The 20230-nt window shown below is 65.6% G+C and carries 17 protein-coding genes; 3 read left to right on the top strand and 14 right to left on the bottom strand.

What is annotated here, in order from left to right:
• Positions 1-76: 76 nt before the first annotated feature.
• The 3 genes from ABZX86_RS20310 to ABZX86_RS20300 form a co-directional block, all read right to left on the bottom strand.
• Positions 77-1099: an alpha/beta hydrolase family protein gene (locus ABZX86_RS20310; protein WP_355125539.1), complete on the bottom strand. Its 1023-nt coding sequence runs from the start codon at positions 1097-1099 to the stop codon at positions 77-79.
• A gap of 162 nt (positions 1100-1261) precedes the next feature.
• Complete coding sequence (locus ABZX86_RS20305) at positions 1262-2224, bottom strand: bacterial transcriptional activator domain-containing protein (RefSeq protein ID WP_355125537.1); 963 nt, start codon at positions 2222-2224, stop codon at positions 1262-1264.
• Between the two features lie 217 nt (positions 2225-2441).
• The gene (locus ABZX86_RS20300) at positions 2442-2603 is read right to left on the bottom strand and encodes a hypothetical protein (RefSeq protein ID WP_355125535.1); all 162 of its coding nucleotides are present in this window, start codon (positions 2601-2603) and stop codon (positions 2442-2444) included.
• A gap of 197 nt (positions 2604-2800) precedes the next feature.
• Here ABZX86_RS20300 and ABZX86_RS20295 point away from each other — a divergent pair, with 197 nt between their 5' ends.
• Positions 2801-3400 (top strand): class I SAM-dependent methyltransferase, encoded by a 600-nt coding sequence (locus ABZX86_RS20295; protein ID WP_355125533.1) that lies wholly within the window; start codon positions 2801-2803, stop codon positions 3398-3400.
• Here the strand turns inward: ABZX86_RS20295 and ABZX86_RS20290 are convergent.
• The 9 genes from ABZX86_RS20290 to glf all read right to left on the bottom strand — a co-directional run bounded on the left by ABZX86_RS20290 (position 3366) and on the right by glf (position 16095).
• A complete protein-coding gene (locus ABZX86_RS20290; RefSeq protein ID WP_355125531.1) occupies positions 3366-5159 on the bottom strand; it encodes an HEXXH motif domain-containing protein in 1794 nt (597 codons plus the stop codon). The genes ABZX86_RS20295 and ABZX86_RS20290 overlap by 35 nt on opposite strands.
• A gap of 50 nt (positions 5160-5209) precedes the next feature.
• Entirely contained in the window at positions 5210-6475 is a 1266-nt protein-coding gene (locus tag ABZX86_RS20285; protein WP_355125529.1) for an FxsB family cyclophane-forming radical SAM/SPASM peptide maturase, read from the bottom strand.
• Positions 6476-6657: 182 nt separating this feature from the next.
• The gene (locus tag ABZX86_RS20280; RefSeq protein WP_327143108.1) at positions 6658-7707 is read right to left on the bottom strand and encodes an alpha/beta hydrolase family protein; all 1050 of its coding nucleotides are present in this window, start codon (positions 7705-7707) and stop codon (positions 6658-6660) included.
• 278 nt (positions 7708-7985) lie between these two features.
• Positions 7986-8999, bottom strand: coding sequence for an alpha/beta hydrolase family protein (locus ABZX86_RS20275; RefSeq protein ID WP_355125526.1), 1014 nt, complete (start codon positions 8997-8999; stop codon positions 7986-7988).
• Between the two features lie 342 nt (positions 9000-9341).
• A complete protein-coding gene (gene zomB / locus ABZX86_RS20270; RefSeq protein ID WP_355125861.1) occupies positions 9342-11279 on the bottom strand; it encodes a flagellar motor control protein ZomB in 1938 nt (645 codons plus the stop codon).
• An 82-nt stretch (positions 11280-11361) separates the two neighbouring features.
• Positions 11362-12309 carry a decaprenyl-phosphate phosphoribosyltransferase gene (locus ABZX86_RS20265; RefSeq protein ID WP_327143106.1) on the bottom strand — a complete coding sequence of 316 codons (948 nt, stop codon included), beginning with the start codon at positions 12307-12309 and terminating at the stop codon, positions 11362-11364.
• Between the two features lie 29 nt (positions 12310-12338).
• Entirely contained in the window at positions 12339-12854 is a 516-nt protein-coding gene (locus tag ABZX86_RS20260; RefSeq protein ID WP_355125859.1) for a phosphatase PAP2 family protein, read from the bottom strand.
• Between the two features lie 59 nt (positions 12855-12913).
• Positions 12914-14872: a glycosyltransferase gene (locus tag ABZX86_RS20255; protein WP_355125524.1), complete on the bottom strand. Its 1959-nt coding sequence runs from the start codon at positions 14870-14872 to the stop codon at positions 12914-12916.
• A 23-nt stretch (positions 14873-14895) separates the two neighbouring features.
• Positions 14896-16095, bottom strand: coding sequence for a UDP-galactopyranose mutase (glf, locus tag ABZX86_RS20250; RefSeq protein ID WP_355125522.1), 1200 nt, complete (start codon positions 16093-16095; stop codon positions 14896-14898).
• 322 nt (positions 16096-16417) lie between these two features.
• Here glf and ABZX86_RS20245 point away from each other — a divergent pair, with 322 nt between their 5' ends.
• On the top strand, positions 16418-17593 hold the full coding sequence (locus ABZX86_RS20245) for a hypothetical protein (protein ID WP_355125520.1): 1176 nt from the start codon (positions 16418-16420) through the stop codon (positions 17591-17593).
• A gap of 72 nt (positions 17594-17665) precedes the next feature.
• Here the strand turns inward: ABZX86_RS20245 and ABZX86_RS20240 are convergent, their stop codons facing one another.
• A complete protein-coding gene (locus ABZX86_RS20240) occupies positions 17666-18421 on the bottom strand; it encodes a MerR family transcriptional regulator (RefSeq protein ID WP_355125518.1) in 756 nt (251 codons plus the stop codon).
• Positions 18422-18679: 258 nt separating this feature from the next.
• Between ABZX86_RS20240 and ABZX86_RS20235 the strand changes: the two genes are divergently transcribed.
• Positions 18680-19411 carry a S1 family peptidase gene (locus ABZX86_RS20235; protein WP_355125516.1) on the top strand — a complete coding sequence of 244 codons (732 nt, stop codon included), beginning with the start codon at positions 18680-18682 and terminating at the stop codon, positions 19409-19411.
• A gap of 66 nt (positions 19412-19477) precedes the next feature.
• Here the strand turns inward: ABZX86_RS20235 and ABZX86_RS20230 are convergent, their stop codons facing one another.
• Positions 19478-20116 carry an NAD(P)H-binding protein gene (locus ABZX86_RS20230; protein ID WP_355125514.1) on the bottom strand — a complete coding sequence of 213 codons (639 nt, stop codon included), beginning with the start codon at positions 20114-20116 and terminating at the stop codon, positions 19478-19480.
• Positions 20117-20230: the final 114 nt, after the last annotated feature.

Raw genomic sequence — 20230 nt, 5'->3', positions numbered from 1 at the left:
GGACGCCGAATTGTGATAAGCCCGATATACGAAGGCCCCCGCCCGGTTCGGGCGGGGGCCTTCGTATTCGGTCGATTTACCCGATATTTGCCGACATGTCCGGAATCATGCGATACGCCTCGTCCTGCCAGTTGGTCCAGGCGTGCAGACCGACGGGCGGGAACGAATACGTGACGTTCCGGGCGCCCAGCGTGTCCATGCGCACCTGGAAGGCGCGAGTATTGGCCAGCGCCAACGCCTCCAGCGGCGAACCCCGCACGATGCGATCCGTGGCCGCGCCGAGTGGGATATCGAGATCCTGCTGCATGGGCAGACCGCTGCCCGCCGCGACCCAGAGCCGGGTGTTGTTCCCGACCAGGGTGGGGGCGAAGACGAACGGATCCATGCGCAGCCAGCGGTCACCCCAGGGCGGGGCCATGGAATCCACGTTGTAACCACCGGCGTCGATCATGGCGACCCGAATCGCCTCCCGCATACCCGGCGCGGAGATGTTCAGGTAGCCGGAAAAGGAACCGGCATAACTGAACTGATCCGGGTGATAGGCGGCCAGGGTCAGTGCCGCACTGCCGCCCATGGACAGGCCGAAGACGCCATTGCGATTGGGGTTGAACCCCAGGCGATCTCGCAGCGCCCAGCGCAACTGGTTCGTCAGGAAGGTTTCCCAGTCGTACCGGTAGCTCTTGCCGGGCCCGGCGCCGAGCGCCTCGGTGGCGCCCGAACCGGTATTGGCCGCGGACGAACCCGCGCCCGCCGGGACCCCGAAGAACGAACTCGGGGAATTCCAGTCGGCATAGAAACTGGACTCACCGCCGACGGGCATGACCACATTGATATTCCAGCTGGCCAGGACGTCCGCGACATTGGTGTCGTTCTCCCAGCCGTTCAAGATCTCGGTGGCGCGCTGACCATCGAGGGCATAGACGACCCGGTCGGTATTGCCGTCCGCCGCACGCAGGACGCGCGTCTTGATCGGACCCATGACCGGTGAGTCCACCCAGAAGTCGAAGGCCGCCGGGTTGAACGCCGCTGTAGCAGGCCCGGTTCCGACCACCGTGAGAGCAAGTGGCAGGACGAGCGTCGCGGCGACGCCCAGGACCATTCTTTTGAAGCCTCTAACCCGCATCGACCTAGCCCTCTCGTTGGAGCAGAACCGAGCTTGCACACCAGTCTTCTTCGATTGATCTTCTTCGATACCGGGCAAATGTCGGTGCATCGCCCCGGCGTGTTTGCGAGCCCGATTACCGCGAGTCCGGACCGAGACCTACCGGGCCAGCCGGGTCCGCGCGTAGACCGTGTACGGCGCGCCGAGCACGGCGGCCCGGCGATAACCCTCGCGCGCCTCGTCGATTCTTCCCGTCCGGAAGAGGAAGTCCGCGAGGCGCACATGCGCTTTGGCGTCCCACGGGTCGTGGTCGGTGTGCCGCCGGAAATAGCGTTCGGCCGAGTCCAGATCACCGGCGGACCAGCAGGCGCGGGCGCGGGTCTCCAGCACGGCGTTCATATTCTCCAGCGCCGCGATCGGCTCGAATCCGTCCGCCGCGCCCATGGCCCAGCGCGCGAGATCTTCGGATCGATCCATCATCCGGGCCACCTCCCCGTGGTCACCCTCCACGAACCGGATCAGTCCGAGACCGCGCCAGTACGCGCTGCGCAGCAGGAGGCTCAGACTGTTCGGGGGTGCGGACGATGCCAGTGACTCGGCGATCGCCTGCCAGCGTTTCGCCGCTCCGATTTCCCCGGACGCCCGCGCGTGGTGGACCGCGACATTCAGCGCGGCCGAGAGACGAGCGGCCGGGGTCAACTCCTGATCCGACGCTTTGGCGATGGCCAGCTCACGCATGCGGGCGCTGCCGGCGGGGTCCCGCGGATCGAGCCGGAAGAGCGCCGCGGCGTGCAGAAAGGCCAGCGCGCGAGCCTTCGCGCCGCCGACCGGGGCCGGGTCGGCCGGCGTGAGAGCGAGGACGAGCTCCCAGAATCCCAGCTTGGCCAGAACCTGCGCCACCCGCAGCTGCTGGGCGCTCGGCAGCGTGCTCCACGCGTCGACCTGATCACACAGCAGACGCCACGGCTCGGAGCGGTGCTGTGGTGGCAGCCGGCGCGGATCCTCGAGATACGGCACATGGGGCGCATCGAGGGATATCAGCGCCCGCAGCGGGCCCGGAGTGATGGATTGATAAGCGGGAAAGGGGGAACCGGACAGCAGGCGGTTCCCGAGGTCGGCCACGATTCGCGCATGGATAGGCCCTCTATCGCTCCGCAGGTCGGAATAGGCGGCCAGGAGTTCATGCGTACGCGGGGCAGGGGCGGGCGTGTTCATATCGTCGAAAGCTGTGGCCGACACCCACGATCGCGAAGAGCTGCACGGCTGGTGCGCGCGGACCATGACGCGGAGTTCGATGCTCGGCGACCGCGCCCTCCGCAATCGGGGCGTTCGTCAACTATCAGGCAAGATCGGCATCGATGAAGGAGCAGAAGGCTCCGTGATCGACGCTTTCATTGTTCGAATCGTAGGCGCGCAGTACAGCACTGCGCAGTGCGGGCGGCACGTTCTCCAACATGCCTTCGAGTTCGATATCGGCCAGTGTCAGAGTGTCACGGCTCATGAGCTTCTCCTTGTGCAGAGTGCGCCGATGCATCGGACCCTTCGGGTACGCGACATCGGCATTGCAGAATTAATTCTGCCGTACGGAACGCGCGCTGGACCTCCCGAAGATGGGAAGCGCTAAAATGTGCTGCACTGGAACATATTTCATATCGAAGGCCGCTCCCCCGGTCCCCGGCCGACCGTATAGTCGGAGCCGTGGACTACTGGAATGCGCTGTACAGCAACGACTCTGCGCCTTGGGTCATAGGCGGGCCACAACCCGAGATCGTCGCATTGGAGCTCGCCGGAGGCATCAGCGGTACGGTGCTCGATATCGGTTGCGGCACTGGCGAGAATACAATTCATCTCGTCGCGCTGGGCTACGACGTGCACGGCATCGATATATCACCGCAGGCGATCGACGAGGCTCGTCGTAATGCTGTCGCCCATCGGATTTCGCCCGATCGATTCACGGTTGCCGATGCGCTCGGGCTCGGCGGACCGGCGTACGACACCATTGTGGACAGTGCCGTGTTTCATACGTTCGATCCCGAACATCGCCTCGCTTATATCCGTAGTCTGCACGCCGGCTGCAAGCCGGGGGGAACGGTGCACATACTGGCATTCGGACCGCACGTCGGTGAATCCGATATCCGCCGCGCATTCACCGGCGACTGGGATATCGAGGAGATTCGCCCGGCCCGCTATCGGGGACGGATCACCGAATCGATCGCCGCTCGGGCCCGCGAAAAGGGGTGGCCGGAGGACGGTTTGATCGACGTCACCGCATGGCTGGCTCGAATCCGCCGACTGTGATCGGCGCGGACAGCCAGCGCAGCAGCTCCACGATGTCGGCATCCGGGCCCACGGCCTCGTAGAGCCGAGCCGCGACCTCGGCACGCTCGTCCAGAATTTCGAAGCCGTTGCCCCCGAATATCTTCCGGCCCGCCAGATTGAGTCCGGCCCACACCTGCGGTCGCAGCGGATCCGCGCGCAGTTCCCGGCTGTACAGGGCGAGCGCCTCGGTGGCATAGCCGGCCAGATACGCCCGTTCTCCCTCGGGCGGGCGGTCGTCCGAAAGCGCCTTCGCCGCACGCGGATCGAGGGTCTTGAGCCGGGCCGCCAGCGGAAGACGCCGGTGCTGATCCGGGATCCGCTGCTGATCGACGAGGGTGGACCGCGGCAGCTCGCCGGTTGCCGAGCGGCCGGCATCCCAGCGGGACACCAGGTCCGCGATGCCGGCCGGATCGGGTTCGAGATTGCGTACCTGCCAGAACGTCCGGTGCCCCACCGCGGCCTCGGTCGCGGCGCGGCGGGCCTCGGGTGGCAGATCCGCACTCGCCCAGGGAATCATGGCCGCGGCGAGCGCATCCAGGAGCCGTCGCCCGGCGTCGCCGAGCAGACCGGATTCTCGCGCTTGCGCGATCGCCCCGGCCACCTGCACCCGCCACAGCTCGAAATCGGTGTGCGCCTGCAAGGACTGATGGCACGCCGAATGCCGGTGCACTCGCCAGAAGTCGGTGACTCCGAAGAAGGCGTAGATCCCGTGCAGCAGACCGTGAATCGGCCGCGGATCGTCACGCCAGGGCGCATAGAACCGGCAGGCCGGATCGGGGGTGCACACCTCGGCCTGATCGGTCAGCATGGCGAACTTGGTGTGCTGGATCTCGTGGATCAGGGTCAGCGCCAACTGGCAGGGATCAGCCGGGGCGGTGGTGTACACACAGCCGACGCCGTGGAAGTCGGTGTGACTGGTGCTGGCCGTCAGCGGCTCGACGCTAAGTGGAACCACGCTGGTCAAGCAGCCCCGCATGGGCGCGAGGTAGGGAGCGTGGTCACTGCGCAACAGTCGCCAGGCGTCCGTGAAGGTGCGCTGCCACCGGCCGGCCTGGCCGGCGGTCAGTCGCGGCGGTGCGGGTTGTCCGGGCGGCAGGGAGCGGAACGGATCGAGGTCGTCGAGCCACACCCGCGCCTCGTCATCGGCTCCGCGCACCCAGCGCAGGGGCAGCCAGTCCGCATGAGACTCGCCGGCCCGGGAGATGATACGGACCGACCCGCTCGACCAGGTGAAATGCACTGCGCCGGCGGCGGTCCAGCTGATCTCGCAGGGTCCGGAGTATTCGGGGGCGGCGAGCCGGGCCAGCCCGAAGGTCGGCAGCATGATCACGCCATTGCGGATGACAACCTGCGCCGTTCCCTCCTCCCGGCAGGTGATGCTCGCGGCCGCGGCCAGCCAGCCGAGATAGGCGCAGTCGGCCCACAGCGGAACGGCATCGCCGTCCGCCCCGGCAGCTCGGCGCAGGACCCGAACGAGCCAGGAACCAGTGGCCGGGTAGGTGAGCATCGAGGAGACCACCTCCGGGCGGTCGGTCTGCAGCTCGGCCAGCGTCCGGTACGCCTCGCGCAATCCCGCCCGCGCGGCCGCTTCGGCGTCGACCGTGGTGATCAGCCTGCGCAACAGGATCATTCGCATCAGAACCAGGCCCTCGATCAGCTGCGCGACACCGGTCTCCGATCCGGGACCGGAGCCCAAATCCGCTGTGCTGTCGTTGATCTGGTCTGCGGCGCCGGACATGGACGAGCTCCTGTGATTCTGGATCTTCGGCAGCGGGCGGGGATACCGCGCTACTCGGATGTCGCGTTCGCGGTGGTGGCGGCTATCGCATTTGCCGTGCTTGCGGCGAGAGCTGATTCGAGATCAGCACGCACACGCGACTCGATATGCGTGATGAGCTTCAACAGATCGGCGCAGTACACCGAGGGATTGCGAAAGCCGCTGCCCTCCCGGTAGCGATGCACGTAATGCCCTCCGCCGCAGACGCTGTGGATCGGGCACTCGAGACAGGTCTCGCACAATGCTCCGGTCCCGATCTGACGGGCGATGACCGACGGATCCCGCAGCGCCTCGTCGAGCGGATCGCCTGCACCCCGGACCGGGATCAGGGCGGCTCCGGCGAAGGCTGACTTCAGCTCGTCGACCTGTTCGAGTGAGCCGTCGGTCTCGACGACGGCCAGGCGAATGGGTTCCAGGCCAACGACTTCCGAAGCCACCCGGCTACCGAGCAGCAGCTCGATGATATTTCCGAACAGCCGTACGCCGGTCTCCCGCACCGGTGCTCCGTACCATCGCTCGAAGATCGTAATCAGCCAGTCGGCATACGGCGTCGCCGTCGCATCCGGGGTGCGCCCCGGCGGTGGTGCGGTCCAATTACCGTGCGGCATCAGGAAATCGAGGGCGGGCGGCTGGAAGCGCAGCAGCGCCTCGTAGGTCCGCACCGGATCGTTCGCCAGGTCTACGGTGCACAGCAGGCCGGAGAACAGATGGCGCTGCGGCGAGGAGAGCAGCCGCTCGAGTCCGGCCGCGACCCGGGCATAACTGCCTCGGCCCTGACGATCGAGCCGATGCCGGTCATGCTCCTGTTCGCCGCCGTCGAGACTGACACCGATCTGCACGTTCCAGCGAGCGCAGATCCGCAGCACATCGTCGTCGATCAGGACGCCGTTGGTCTGAATTCCCAAGCGCACCTCGACATCCGGCTCCAGCACTTCACGGGCGGTACGGGCGAAGAACTCCAGATCACCGGTCCCGACCAGCAGCGGCTCACCACCGTGGAGAACGAGAGCGACCCGCGGCAGGGAGAACCGGACCGCGTGCGCCCTGATCATCCGGCAGGCATCGAGGAAGATCTCACGGCCCATCGACTTCGGCTTCGAACGCCAGCTCTGATCCGCCATCTCGTACATGTAGCAGTAATCGCACGCCAGGTTGCAGCGGCCGTGAATCTTGACCACGAACTCGTTGAACGGCAGCGGGCGCCAGCCACCGCGATGGAGTTCGGTGAACTCCAGTGCCGAACCGCGCCAGGGTAATTCATCCGATATCTGTTCCATCGAGAACGATCCTGACTGAAGAAGGATTCGAGTGCGGTCCCGGCAGATCCACGGTAGGGCAATAGCGGAGAAGGCACCGGTGGCTCCTCCCCGGTGCTGGGAATCAAGACGAAAAAGGCCCCCACCCGAGACGGGTGGGGGCCTTCGTGCCGGAGATTCGGGAGCAGAGCTCCCGAAGATCACTAGCCGATATTGGCGGACAGGTCCGGAACCATGCGGTAGACCTCGGCCGCCCAGTTGGCCCAGTTGTGCACACCGGCCGCGGGGAAGTCGTAGTCGACATTGTTGGCGCCGATGGCGGCCATACGCACCTGGAAGGCCCGGGTGTTGGCCAGCGCGAGCGCCTCCAGCGGCATGCCCTGCAGGACCGACATCACCGAAGTCACATCGCCCGGGCCGGGGATGGCGCTGGCGGCGGAGATCCAGAGCCGGGTGTTGTTGGCCTTGAGTTGCGGTGCGAAGACGAACGGGTCCATGCGCAGCCACTGCGGGCTCCACGGCAGCGCCATGGAGTCGACATTGAAGCCGCCCGCGTCGATCATGGCCAGGCGCATGGCCTCCCGCATACCGGGGGCGGAGATGTTCAGGTAACCGGAGAACGAACCCGCGAAGCTGAACTGATCCGGGTGGTAGGCCGCCAGGGTCAGCGCCGCCGAACCACCCATGGACAGACCGAAGACACCATTGCGGTTCGGGTTGAAACCGAGGCGGGCGCTGAGCGCATTACGCAGGTCCTTGGTCAGGAAGGTCTCCCACGTGTAGCGGAAGCTCTTGCCGGGACCACCGGCCATGATCTGCAGGCCGCCGGAGCCCGAGGAGGAACCGGACGCCGAGCCCGAGGACGACAGCGAGCCGGAGCCGGTGCCGGCGGGAACGCCGAGGAAGGTGCTGGGCGCGGCCCAGTCGGCGTAGAAACTGGACTGGCCGCCGACCGGCATGACCACATTGATGTTCGCGGCGGTCAGCGCGTTGGCCACATCGGTGTCGTTTTCCCAGCCACTGATGTCGTCACGGGCGCGCATACCGTCGAGCGCGTAGACGACGCGGTCGGTATTGCCGTCCGCTGCCCGGAAGATGCGCGATTTGATCGGGCCCATACCGCTGGACGAATCGACCCAGAAATCCATGGCGGTCGGATTGAACGCCGCGTTCGCGGACCCTGCCACACCTGCCACCGACGCCCCGAACGGGAGCAGTAGCGCCAAGGCCATGCCGAGGACAGACTTCCTCATCCAGCCGCCGCTCGATCTCCGACGTCTATCCTGCGCACCTCGCATCATCAGGCCTTTCGTGTTCGTTCGTTTCAACCGCGTGCTCGGGGCCACGGCGGGCGTCTCGGGGAGCCTATCGGTATACGGCTAACGGAGCGTTATCGGAAAGAGACATATGTGATCGGGACCACTAGTACGAGCTTTTGTGGCCCGGACCAGGTAGTTGATACAAAAATGGACACAAAAGCCACGGGGTACGAATACCGCGCGGCACCTGCGGGTGTGACCCGGCAACTATGTCAGCCAATGTGCGCCGACAAATCCGGGGTGAGTCGATTCAGCTCCGACTCCCAGTTCTTCCAGTTGTGCACACCGACGGCCGGATAGTCGTAGGTGACATTGCTGTCGCCGAGACCGGAGAGCCGAGCCTGGAAGGATTTGGTACCCACCAGCGCGATGGCCTCGATACCCATGCCCTCGACGGTGGAGGCATTGATGGCATCGGCCGAGGATGGCAATCCACTACCCGCCGAAATGAACAGACGCGTGTTGTTGGCCTTCAATTTCGGCGCGAAGGTGAACGGATCGAGATGCTGCCATTTCGCGTCCTTGGCCTTGGCGAGCGCGTCGATGTTGTAACCGCCGGCATCCAGCATGGCGACCCGGACGGCATCCCGCATACCCGGCATGGACAAATTCAGCGCACCGGAAAGCGATGCGGCATACGAGAACTGATTCGGATAGAAGGCCGCCAGCACCATCGCGGCGCTGCCGCTCATGGACAGACCGACAACGCCGTTGTGAGTCACATTGAAGCCCAGGCGATCCCGCAGCGCATCACGCAGGTTCTGAGTCAGGAACGTCTCCCACATATAGGCGGAGGTTTTGCCCGGCCCGCCCGCGAGCGCCTCGGTGGCACCGGAACCCGAGCCCGCGAGCGTGCCCGCGGGGATGCCGAGGAAGGTGCTCGGCGAGGCCCAGTCGGCATAGAAGCTGGACATGCCGCCGACCGGCATGACCACATTGATGTTCGCGGCCATCAGGGTCTGCGCCGCGCCGGTCTCGATTTCCCAGCCGCTGTCGTCGTCGCGGGCGCGCATACCGTCGAGCAGATAGACCACCCGGTCGGTATTGCCGTCCGCCGCCCGGAACACCCGAGATTTGATGGGCCCCATAGTCGAATCGACGTAGAAGTCCATGCCCGCGGGATTGAAAGCGGCATGCGCGACACCGGACCCGAGACCACCTGCTGCCACCGACGCACCGAACGGTAGCAAGGCCGCCACGGCCAGACCCACTGCTGATCTTCGCAACCATTCGCGCCCGGCGCCTGTGCCCCGGGCCCGAATCTCCTGCGCCCCACCCACCGTCAAGCCTCGCACGTCTCGTTCGGCCTTTCGTCGGCACGACCGGCTGCCCATGCCAGGGCGCGGGCCGTGTATTGCGACAACCGTTGCGACACATACGAGATGGACCGCGACGGGCTACCCAGGGATGCTATCGCTAAACGACCCCCTGGGTGTTACCAAACCGAGATGGGAGTGCGTTATTCGGTTGCGAATCGGACACAACGGCGGCGACCCTGTGTTAAAGGATCGCCGCCGTGGGTGATTCGATAAATTTGCCCGGAATTGTCCCGGGGACAGACTGTCTCGCTACTTGGGTGGCACCGGGACTGCCGGAGCCGACGGATACGGATCGACCAACCCGCACCGTTCGATCTCGTACTTCGGCACCCGATCGATCCGGTACTTGGAGAAGTCCAGTGACTGCATCACATTGTGCCGGAACCGCTCGAAGGTCAGCGGCGACCGTGAGGACGCCAGCAGATCCTGGGTCTGCGGGCAGGACAGCGCGACTCGCGCCTGCTGCACCCACTTGTCGTCCATGTACCAGGGCAGCCACGGATGCTTGTCGACCATGCCCGCGTCCACCACGACCCAGTCCGGGTACAGATTCTTGTCGTGCCCGATGCGGCCGTCGGTGAGCCGGTCGGTATGCGCCGCAAGCGGATACGCCAGGCCCATCTGATCGATGACCCGCACGTCCAGCGGCACGTTCATGCTGGTCATACCAAGATTCAGGAAGAAGACGGTATGTCCGGCGCCACCGTCGGGGATGGGCGCCGGCGGCGGTGCGACGTACCAGAACATGAAGGACGGCGAATTGAGCAGCAGGCCGCCTTCCGGGGTGTCGGTGATATCGCGGACCATGGCGCGCATGCGCGGATAGTCCAGATAGTCCTCGGCCAGGATCGGGTGATCGTGACCGGTATTGAGGACGTAGTAGATCCGCTCGTCCACGATGCCGGTCGAGGCGATCTTGGTGCCGGTCGTGATGGCCGTCGTATTGGCCGCGAACAGCGCCCAGCCCGCGGTGCCGACGAAGCCCGCCAGCACCACCGCGAGCGCCCAATCCATGCGGCGCCCGCCGCGTTCACCACTGAAGATGTTCTGCGGCACCCGCACCGGCAGCACGGCCACCGGCAGCATGAGGCAGAACAGCTGCGGCAGCAGCATGCGGCCGTGCATGAAGTCGCCGCCGACCCGGATCTCGTAGACGATGAGCACCAGACCGCTGCCGACCATGAGCGCGGCGACGGCTGCGGGAGTGCGCAGCCGGACGCTGAACCGGTGAATCCGGTTGCGCCAGCTGCTGTCCGGCACCTCGATGCTCTCGTCGTCACCGAGGACATGCCGACCGGTCGCCTTGACGGCGTGGCCGGACCGCACCGCGAATACCGCGGCGATCGCGAGGATCAGCAGCGGCAGCCACAACCAGTACGGGCCGACGAAGTTCCACAGGTAGATGAAGCCCTGATGCCATTTGGCGCCACCGGCGTCCTTGGCCACCGCTGTATTCGGGTACGGCAGACCGTAATAACCCATGCGCCAGATCTGGTACGCGACCGGAACCAGCCCGGCCACCAGCACCACGCCGATCCGGAAGAACAGCGGCCGCAGCCGGGTCTCCGGCAGCGGCGCGCAGAAGATCATGATCAGCGCGAGCGCACCGACCAGCGTCATCTCCGGCCGGATCAGCGGGGCCAGTCCGGCGAAGAACACCAGGCCGAAAAAGCCTGGCAGGCGCACCCGTTCGGCCTGACTCCAGCGGACCAGCAGCCACCACAGCACTGCCAGCCAGCAGATGACCAGGCAGTTCTCCAGGCCGGAGGTGGCGTAGTCACGGGCAGGCGGCATGGCGATGTACACCAGCGCACCGGCGGGAACCAGGAGCGCGGATTTCGTTCCGCCCCAGAGCCTTGCCGAACCGAGCATGGCGAAGACGATGGCCAGCACCGACAGCGTGAGCGCGATGCCGAGCACCACGTACTCCAGCCGCAGCTGGGTCAGCCAGCTGAAGAACCACACGAGGTAGGTCCAGGCCGTACTGGTATTGGTTTCGACGCGTTCGCCCGCATTGAAGACCGGGCCGTTGCCCGCCAGCAGGTTTCGCACCGTGCGCAGCACGATCAGCCCGTCGTCGGCGATCCATCGCCGCTGCCAGGCGCCGGCTGCGAAAAGGGTCGCGGTCAGCACGATCCCACCGATGAAGACGGTGCGAGATAGTCGCGAGAAACGGCGCGCGGACACATCTGCCGCACGCCGATGGGCGCTGCCGACCGGCAACTGTGCCGTCGGTGCGCCCTCCCCTCGCTCTTCTCCCTCTACCACGTCAGGTGAGATAGACAGCGACACCTACCGCTCCGATCCAGGCTATTGCGAGGAACTGGAGGATCCGGTCCCCCAGGGCGATCTCTTCGGGTTCACCGGCTTCACCGCCGTCGACGTCCACCGCGTAGCGCAGCACCGCGATGGTGAAGGGCACCATCGAGATCGCGAACCAGTCGGTGTCCTTGATCCGGCCCTGTTCGAACGCCCACAGCCCGTAGAAGACCACCACCGCGGTGGCCGACAGGGTCCAGACGAAACGCAGGTAGGTGGCCGTGTAGTACTGCAGCGACTTGCGAATCTTGGCGCCGGTGTCGAGCGCGATCTTCAACTCGGCGTAGCGCTTTCCGGCCGCCATGAACAGCGAGCCGAAAGCCATGATGAGCAGGAACCACTGGGACAGCTTGATATCGGCGGCGGCGCCACCGGCGACCGCGCGCAGCAGGAAGCCGGAGGAGACGATGCAGATATCGAGCACGGCCTGGTGCTTGAGGCCGAAGCAGTAGGCCAGCTGGATGCCGATGTACACGGCCATCACCACGGCCAGGTGCCACGACGCCACGAACGACAGCGCGAGCGAGGCGACCAGCAGTACGAGCGACAGTGTGTAGGCGAGGTTCACCGGGACCACACCGGCGGCGATCGGCCGGTAGCGCTTGGTCGGGTGGGCCCGGTCGGCCTCCACGTCCAGCGCGTCATTGACCAGGTAGATGCCCGAGGCCGCGAGGCAGAACGCCACGAAGGCGACGCCGACGTGCAGGAGCACCGACATATCGGTGAAAACCACATGGCCGGCGGCATCCTTGCCCGCTGCCAGTGGCGCCGCCAGTACGAGCACGTTCTTGACCCACTGGCGTGGGCGCACGGCCTTGACCAGACCGCCGATCAGGGTCTTCGGCGGGCCCTTGATGACACCTTCGTCCAGGTCAACGCCGGTCGGCTCTTCGCTCATGTCAACAACGGCTCTTTCTTCCTGCGCGGTCACTTCGCGAGTCTCTTTTCGGCGGCAAGCACAACAGCAGCTGATGCGGCGCCCAGCGCGGAACCGGCGAGCACGTCGGATGGGTAGTGAACCCCGAGGACGACCCGGGAAAGCAGCATCGGCGGGACGAGCACCGCGGGCAAGGGTAACCCGGTGAGCCTGCCGAGCAACACCGCCGCCGCCGTGGTGGAGGTCGCGTGCGAGGACGGGAAACTGAGCTTGCCCGGTGTCGACACGTTGACCTGCACCGATGGATCATTCGGGCGCGGTCGGCGGACGATTCTCTTGATCACGACGGAGGCGGCGTGCGCCCCGAACGCGCCGACCGCGACCCCGGCCCACTCCCGGCGGCGCGGTGTGTCGACGAGCGCTCCCACCGCCGCGATGCCGACCCAGCCGAGTGAATGATCGCCGAAATGCGACATTCCGCGAGCGACCTTGACCACGGCCGGATTCCGGCCGATGGTGCCCTGCACCAGATTGAGGATCTTCACCTCGGCGGGCGGGGTGGTCACGGGGGTCTCGGGGACGACGTGCAATCCACGATCAGGCTCGGTGGCCGACTGACTGGCGGTCATTTGCTCTCATTCCCTGAGTCGCTCGTGATCCCAACGGTGCTTATTCCAGCGGTGCTTATTCCAAACGTGTTCTCCCAAGCCGCCTTGCTCGTGAGATGTGAATGCGCCGCACGATACTGCTCGCGCACCTCGGGGAATCGCTCGGCCAGCTCCCTGCGCAACCGCAGCGCCTCACGGAAGAGTTCGGCGGCCTTGCGCGGATCCCGCTTGCGGTAGACCACACCGCGGCCGTCGGCGGTGGTGACGGTGACGCCGTCCACCTGTGACAGCAGGTACCAGCGGGCATCCAGCGTCGGCACATTCAGCTGCGGGACATCGTGGTGCTTGGTGTTGGCCTTGCGGAAGTTGTGCACCACACCCCTGCCGAGCCGCGCGATTTTCGACAGCGGGTTCGACGGTTCGCCGACCGCGCCCACCTCGGCGTGGCTGGGCAGCGGCAGTTCGGTGGAGGACGGCAGCACCACGGCGTCCGGGAACTGTTTGCGCATGGCGTGCACCTTGCCGAGCGCGGTCGGCAGCAGCTCGAAGAGCTTGTCCGGTCCGGCCAGGTAGTCGCGAATGGCCTCGTTCTGGATGGCCACCGTCGAATACTCCAGGCAGAGCAGGTGTTTCAGTGTCGCCTTGATGGTGTTGACCACCATGGGCCGGCCGTCGTTGGGCAGGTGCAGGGAGGCGACCACCAGGCGGTTGCGCAGGTGGAAGTACGCCTGCCAGTCGATGGCGTCGTCCTTGTCGCTCCAGGCCATGTGCCAGACGGCCGCACCCGGCAGGGTGACGGTCGGATAGCCGTGATCCCTTGCGCGCAAACCGTATTCGACGTCGTCCCACTTGAGGAACAGCGGCAGCGGCTGCCCGATCTCCTCGGCCACCTGACGCGGGATGACGCAGGTCCACCAGCCGTTGAAGTCCACATCGATGCGACGGTGCAGCAGCTTGGAGTTGTCGCGGTCGCTGAGCGGATTCTTCGAGAAGTCGTGGTCGTACTCGACATTCGCGGGCGCGGTCCACATGAAGATGGAGCGGTCCACGATCTCGCCCATGGTGTGCAGATGCGAGCGCTCCTGCAGATTCAGCATCTGACCACCGGTGAGGATGGGCGATTTGGCGAAGCGCGAGAACGCGAGTGCGCGCAGGATGCTGTCGGGTTCGATCTCGATGTCATCGTCCATGTAGACGATGAACTCGGCATCGGTCGTCTTCAGCGCCTCGTACATGACCCGGCTGTATCCACCGGACCCACCCAGATTGGGCTGGTTGTGGATGGCCAGGCGATCACCCAGCGGCAGTGCGGCTTCGGCGAAGCCCGGCTCGTCCACGACCTTGCGAGTGCCCTGGTCGGGGATGATGACGGCCTTGATCTTCTCCAGCACCAACGGGTCGCTACCCAGCGCGGTAATGGTTTTCACCGCATCGGTGGGGCGGTTGAAGGTCGGCATGCCGATGGCGATGCTGCCCTCACCCGGCGCCTCGATCGGCGCGTACCAGCCGCCGCTGCGCAGCTGCACCGCGCTGTCGGTGGTGATGTCGAACCAGATCCAGCCGCCGTCCTCGAACGGGCCCAGATCCACCTCGAACTCGACCAGGGTGTCCTGTGCCTCGCCCGGCGCACTGAACTCGTTGCCCTGCACGTGAATTCGCGAGCCGTCGGCCTTGGACCGATACACATCCACGCGCCCGTGGCCGGCGAGTTCCAGCCGCAGCACCATCGACTGCAATACGCTCCAGCGCCGCCAGTAGCTGGCCGGGACCGCATTGAAGTAGGTGCAGAACGACACCTCGGACTCCGCGCCGATGGACAGCGAGGTGCGCGAGGTGGCGTGCGCGCGTTTGGCGTTGGTATCGGACTCCTCGAGGTACAGCTTGCGTACGTCGAGGGGCTCGCCCGGCCGGGGCAGGATGATGCGCTGCAGGAGGGACTTGGCGCGGGTCGCTCCGTGAGACTCTTCTGGCGTCATGTCTTCCAACGTGGCTTGTGCGGTCATTCGGCGGTGTCCACCAGCGCGGCGCCGGACTCCAGGTGCGGGCGCAGCACATTGTCGAACATGCTGAGCGCGGCGCCGATGGCCATATGCATGTCCAGGTACTGGTAGGTGCCGAGACGGCCACCGAAAAGGACCTTGGCCGAAGCGGTTTCGGCCTTGGCGAGCTCGCGGTAGGCGAGCAGCTTGGCGCGGTCGTCAGGGGTGTTGATCGGGTAGTACGGTTCGTCGCCGGTCTGGGCGGAGCGGGAGAACTCGCGCATGATGACCGTCTTGTCGTTCGGGTAGTAGTCGCGCTCGGGGTGGAAGTGGCGCGGCTCGATGATGCGGGTGAACGGCACGTCCGCATCGTTGTAGTTCATGACCGAGGTGCCCTGGTAGTCACCGGTTTCCAGCACTTCGGTCTCGAAATCGATGGTGCGCCAGCCGAGTTCGCCTTCTTTGTAGTCGAAGTAGGCGTCCAGCGGACCGGTGTAGACGATCGGGGCGTCCGGGTTCTGCGCCCGGAGCTCGTCGCGGACGTCGAACCAGTCGGTGTCCACGCGCACCTCGATGAGGTCGCTCTCGGCCATCTTGGCCAGCCACGCGGTGTACCCGTTCTTGGGCAGGCCCTCGTAGGTGTCGTTGAAGTAGCGGTTGTCGAAGGTGTAGCGGACCGGCAGGCGGGTGATGTTGCCTGCGGGCAGTTCCCGCGGGTCGGTCTGCCACTGCTTCGCGGTGTAGTCGCGCATGAACGCCTCGTAGAGCGGGCGGCCGATCAGGGAGATGGCCTTCTCTTCGAAGTTGGCCGCGTCCTTGGTGTCGATTTCGGCGGACTGCTCGGCGATCAGTGCACGGGCTTCCTCGGGCGTGAAGTAGCGGCCGAAGAATTGGGACACCAGGCCCAGCCCCATGGGGAACTGGTAGGCCTGGCCCTTGTGCAGCGCGAAGACGCGGTGCTGGTAGCCGGTGAATTCGGTGAACTGGTTCACGTAGTCCCACACCCGTTTGTTCGAGGTGTGGAAAAGGTGAGCACCGTACTTGTGGATTTCGATGCCGGTCTCTGGCTCCGCCTCCGAGTACGCGTTACCACCGAGGTGGTAGCGGCGGTCGACCACCAGGACCCGCTTACCCAGCAGGTTGGCGGTGCGTTCGGCGATGGTCAGCCCGAAGAAGCCGGAGCCGACGACGATGAGATCGAAGGGGGATGCGACGGTCACGGGAGCCCAGCGTAGTGGAAGAAGATATCGGCGCGCGTGGGCTCCGGTAGGTGGGATTTTCGGGCATCCAGGTTACGGACGGAACCGGCGGTCGTCATCCCCCGTGCGAGGGAGCTGTCGGCCAGGATTTCGCTCAGAGTTAACCGAATTGGGGACAGATCCGTCATCCAGCCTGTATTTCATAACGCAACGAGCTGAACAAACGTCCAGATCGTTGCCGTGCGCAGTACGCGGCCGTGCCTCCCCGCCGACCGGAAGACAACCCCTCACCATGCGGTTAACCCGTTTCGCCCCACTCGTGGGCGCATTCACACTCGCGGCCGTGCTGAGCACCGTCGCCCTGATTCCCACCGCAGCCCCGGCGCACGCCGATGAAGACACTCTCGCCAGTACCCAGGTGGCCGATCCGGCCGGCCTGTGCGGCAATGGCGCGGCAACCTTCGACGATATTGTCACCAATGCCGCCACCGCCGTTCGCACCGTTGTTCCGGCAGGTCAGCAGGCTGCGTTCGATCAGCAGGTGGAAGATTTCCGCCAGACCGTCGCACAGGTCCACGTGCACCGGCGCGGTCTGCCCATGGACCCGACCGGCACCGGCGATCGACTCGAATTCCTCGACGATCCGATCGTGTCCTACCTGGTCAACGACCTGGATGCGATTCGCACCGGCCGCATCGACCAGACCGTCTCGCTGTCCACCATCACCGTCTCCGATGTGATCGAGGTGTTCATTCTCGGCACCCGCATCGTGAAGATTCCGACGCAGCTGGCCTTCAGCCTGATCCCGACCGTCGGTTTTATTCTCAAGCCGATCGTCGGCGCGATGTTCACCGGCGTGAAATCACTGGCCCGTTCGATCCAGGCGCAGCTCGCCCGCACCTGCACCGCCCCCACCGCGTACGAGAAACTGCAATTGGAGCCACTGCCGGACGAGCATGTGGCGGTGCCGCAGCCGCTCCTGGATCTGGCGAACCAGCTGACCAAGGCGGACGGCACCTGCACCCCGCTCGCCGAACTGAAGACCTCCGACCTGGTCGAGCGCACCCGCAACTTCCTCACCCGCACCGCCGGGCTCCCGGTCGATCCGGCCGCGGTGAACGCGAACGCCGATGCGCTGCAGGGCTTCCTGCATGACAACCGAGTCGCGCACTCGGTGCTGATGCGCCGCATCGAGCAGCTCGGCCCCCTGGTGAACGCCATGGACTACGGCCCGCTGACCTTCCTGTCCAACCTCGGCTTCGACATCTACGAGGGCAAGGGCCTGGACACGGTGCCCCTGTCGGATGTGAAGGTGGAGAACGCCTTCGACATGATCACCCTGACCCTGGACACCGCCAGCCTCCTCATGACCGTCGGCAACACCATCGCCGGCTTCACCGGCGTGGCCTCCACCATCACCACCCCCCTGGGCATCGCCCAAACCCTCGCCTTCGCCCCGACCACCTACGGCATGCCGATCCTCCGCGGCGTCATGCAGTCCATGTGCGGCGCAGCCTGATTCGATAGCCCACACACCAACGGCCCGAGCTTGAAGCTCGGGCCGTTCTGCGTTGCAACGCATTTCCTCCTGCTACAGCCGGGTGTCGGCGTACGCGTTCATGGCGTCGCGGACGAATTCGGTGGTGCCGGCACCGTGCTTGTCGTAGTTGGCCGCGAAGCGCGGGTCGGCGACGTACATTTCGCCGAGGTTCTTGAAATACTGCGCAGGCGGGCATTTGCCCTGCCAGCCGAGCGTCACCCAGTCGTAGTGGCGCTGGACGATGGACTGCACCTCGTCGGCACCGACCGCGAGTCCGGCGGCGTGTGCCCGGCCGTAGTCGGCGGCGATATCGAGGTGGGCCTGGAAGTGGGCCTTCTTATCGGCCTCGCTCATGGTGCGCCACCAGCGGTCGCCGCTCTCCCAGGCGTCCTTTCCCCATCTTTCGATGACCTCGTCTTTGTACTGACTGTTGTCGAATCCGTCGAAAACCTCATCGGCCATGAGTGATTCACCCGCTTCCGTCTTGTGCAATGTGGTGTGCACCGAGGCGATCTGCCGCGCGATCCGGTCCTGCTCGTGTTTCAGCAATTCCAGATGCGTGCGCAGGGCGGCGGCGGTGTCCTTTTGTCCCGCGAGAACTTCGGCGATGGCCGGGAGGCCCAGTCCGAGTTCGCGCAGCAGAAGGATGCGCTGCAGCCGTACGAGGGAATTCTGGTCGTAGTAGCGGTAACCGTTGCCGCCGATCCGGGTGGGCGCCAGCAGCCCGAGCTCACCGTAATGCCGCAGCGTGCGGCTGGTGGTTCCGGCGGCTTTGGCCAGGTCCTGGATCGACCATTCGGTTGCCACGTTCGGTCCTTTCCCGCTGTGTTCGACCTCGATGAATTCAGCATGCAAGTTGACGTAGCGTCAAGGTCAAGGCCTATTCATTATGCGCCGGTCGGAGCCCGCGGGGCCCGGTCCCGCGGCCTGCGAATGGGTCATCGAATCCGTCACTGGTCAATCGACTTGCTTCGGTGAGACAGCCCGTGACACGATCCACACGCGCGCTGGCGGAACCGGCTTTCAGCGCGCCGCTCGATTCTTTTCCGGGGGATGGGGAACACCATGTTCGTTACGGGCCGCGCCCGAGTTCTGTCCTGGGCGGCCGTTGTCGCGACTGCCCTGAGTTCCACCTTCCTGCTCACCGGAACCGCAGACGCGGCGCCCGTGGTGACACTCGGTGGCGGCTCGGGCATCTACGTCGAACAGCTCGACGATCCGACAACTCTCGCCGATTGCACGCTCACCACCATCGGCTACGACCGCGACGGCAAGCTGGTCGGCATTACCGCCGGGCACTGCGGCGAGGTCGGCGCGCGCATTGCCGCCGAGTACACACACAGCGGCGGCATCGGCGTGATCGCCAATAAGAGCGCCGGAAACGACTGGTCCGTCATCGATTTCGATGCCAGCCGGGTCGCCCCGACCAAGCAGGTGGCGCAATCGGTGATCAACAGCATCGGGGCGCCCCCGAATATCGGTGATATGGCGTGCAAGAACGGCCGCACCACCGGTTACACCTGTGGACCGGTGTGGGAGACCAATCGCAATTGGTTCCGCAGCCAGGTCTGCGCCAATCACGGCGACTCCGGTGCGCCCGTGATCCTGGGCGATCGCCTGGTCGGAATGGTCGTCGCCGGTACGGATTTCGATGCCGGGCCGATCGATATCCAGCTGCCGGCCTGCACCGGCGCCGGGGATCTGATCCACGCGCCGGAGCTGTCCACGACCATGACGATGGTGCTGGCGGATATCGACCGGCACGGTGGCGTGGGTGCGGGGTTCCACCCGTTCTGAACATCAATTTGACCTGAAAGTGGCGCGGGCTCCGGAGTTTTCGGAGCCCGCGCCATTTTTGTCAGGTCAGTATCCAGCGGTGAAACGGGCCCGGTGGTGCTTGGGTTGTTCCGCCTCGTCGAGCAGCACGATGGCGAGGTCCTCCATCGAAATGGCGGAATTGCCTTCGTGATCGGCGAGGAGTTCGTCGGTGCCGAGCCGGAAGACGCCGGTGCGCGCGCCGGGCTCCAGCAGCGCGGCCGGGCTGAGATAGGCCCAGTCGACCGCATGCTCGGACTCGTGGAACACCGCCAGCTGCTGATTGCAGGCGTCGGCGATCGGCAGGAGTTCAGCGGGGAAGCCCGGCTGCTCGCTGAGCATCGCGCCGGTGCCCGGAACGAGAAGGCTGCCCGCGCCGCCGACCACCAGCAGCCGAATCTCACTGTCCGCCAACGCTTTCAGAAGCGCGGCCGCAACCTCGGCGAGCTCGTGCTCCTGGCCCGGCACCGGTCGCGTCGCACTGATCACAAGGTCGCTCCCTGCGACTGCGGCCGCCACTTGATCGGCATCCGAGGCATCGGCTGCGCGCACTTCGACGGTGTCGGGCAGTCCGCGAATCCGACTAGGGTCACGCGAGACAGCTCGCACATCATGTCCGCGCCACAGGGCTTCGGTGATCACCCGGCTGCCGACATCGCCTGTTGCTCCGAAAACGGTGATATGCATGGCTTCTGGTCTCCTTCGAGGAATGGCGAATGCCGCTGCCACCAAATTCGGCAGCGGATTGGTCGCGGTCGTCGAGCACGGGCGTCGGGCAACGGGTGCGGACGTCGGGCGATG

Source organism: Nocardia sp. NPDC006630, assembly GCF_040611495.1.
Classification (GTDB): Bacteria; Actinomycetota; Actinomycetes; order Mycobacteriales; family Mycobacteriaceae; genus Nocardia.
Note: the sequence above shows the minus strand (reverse complement) of the source record. Positions and strands in the feature narration are given on the sequence as shown.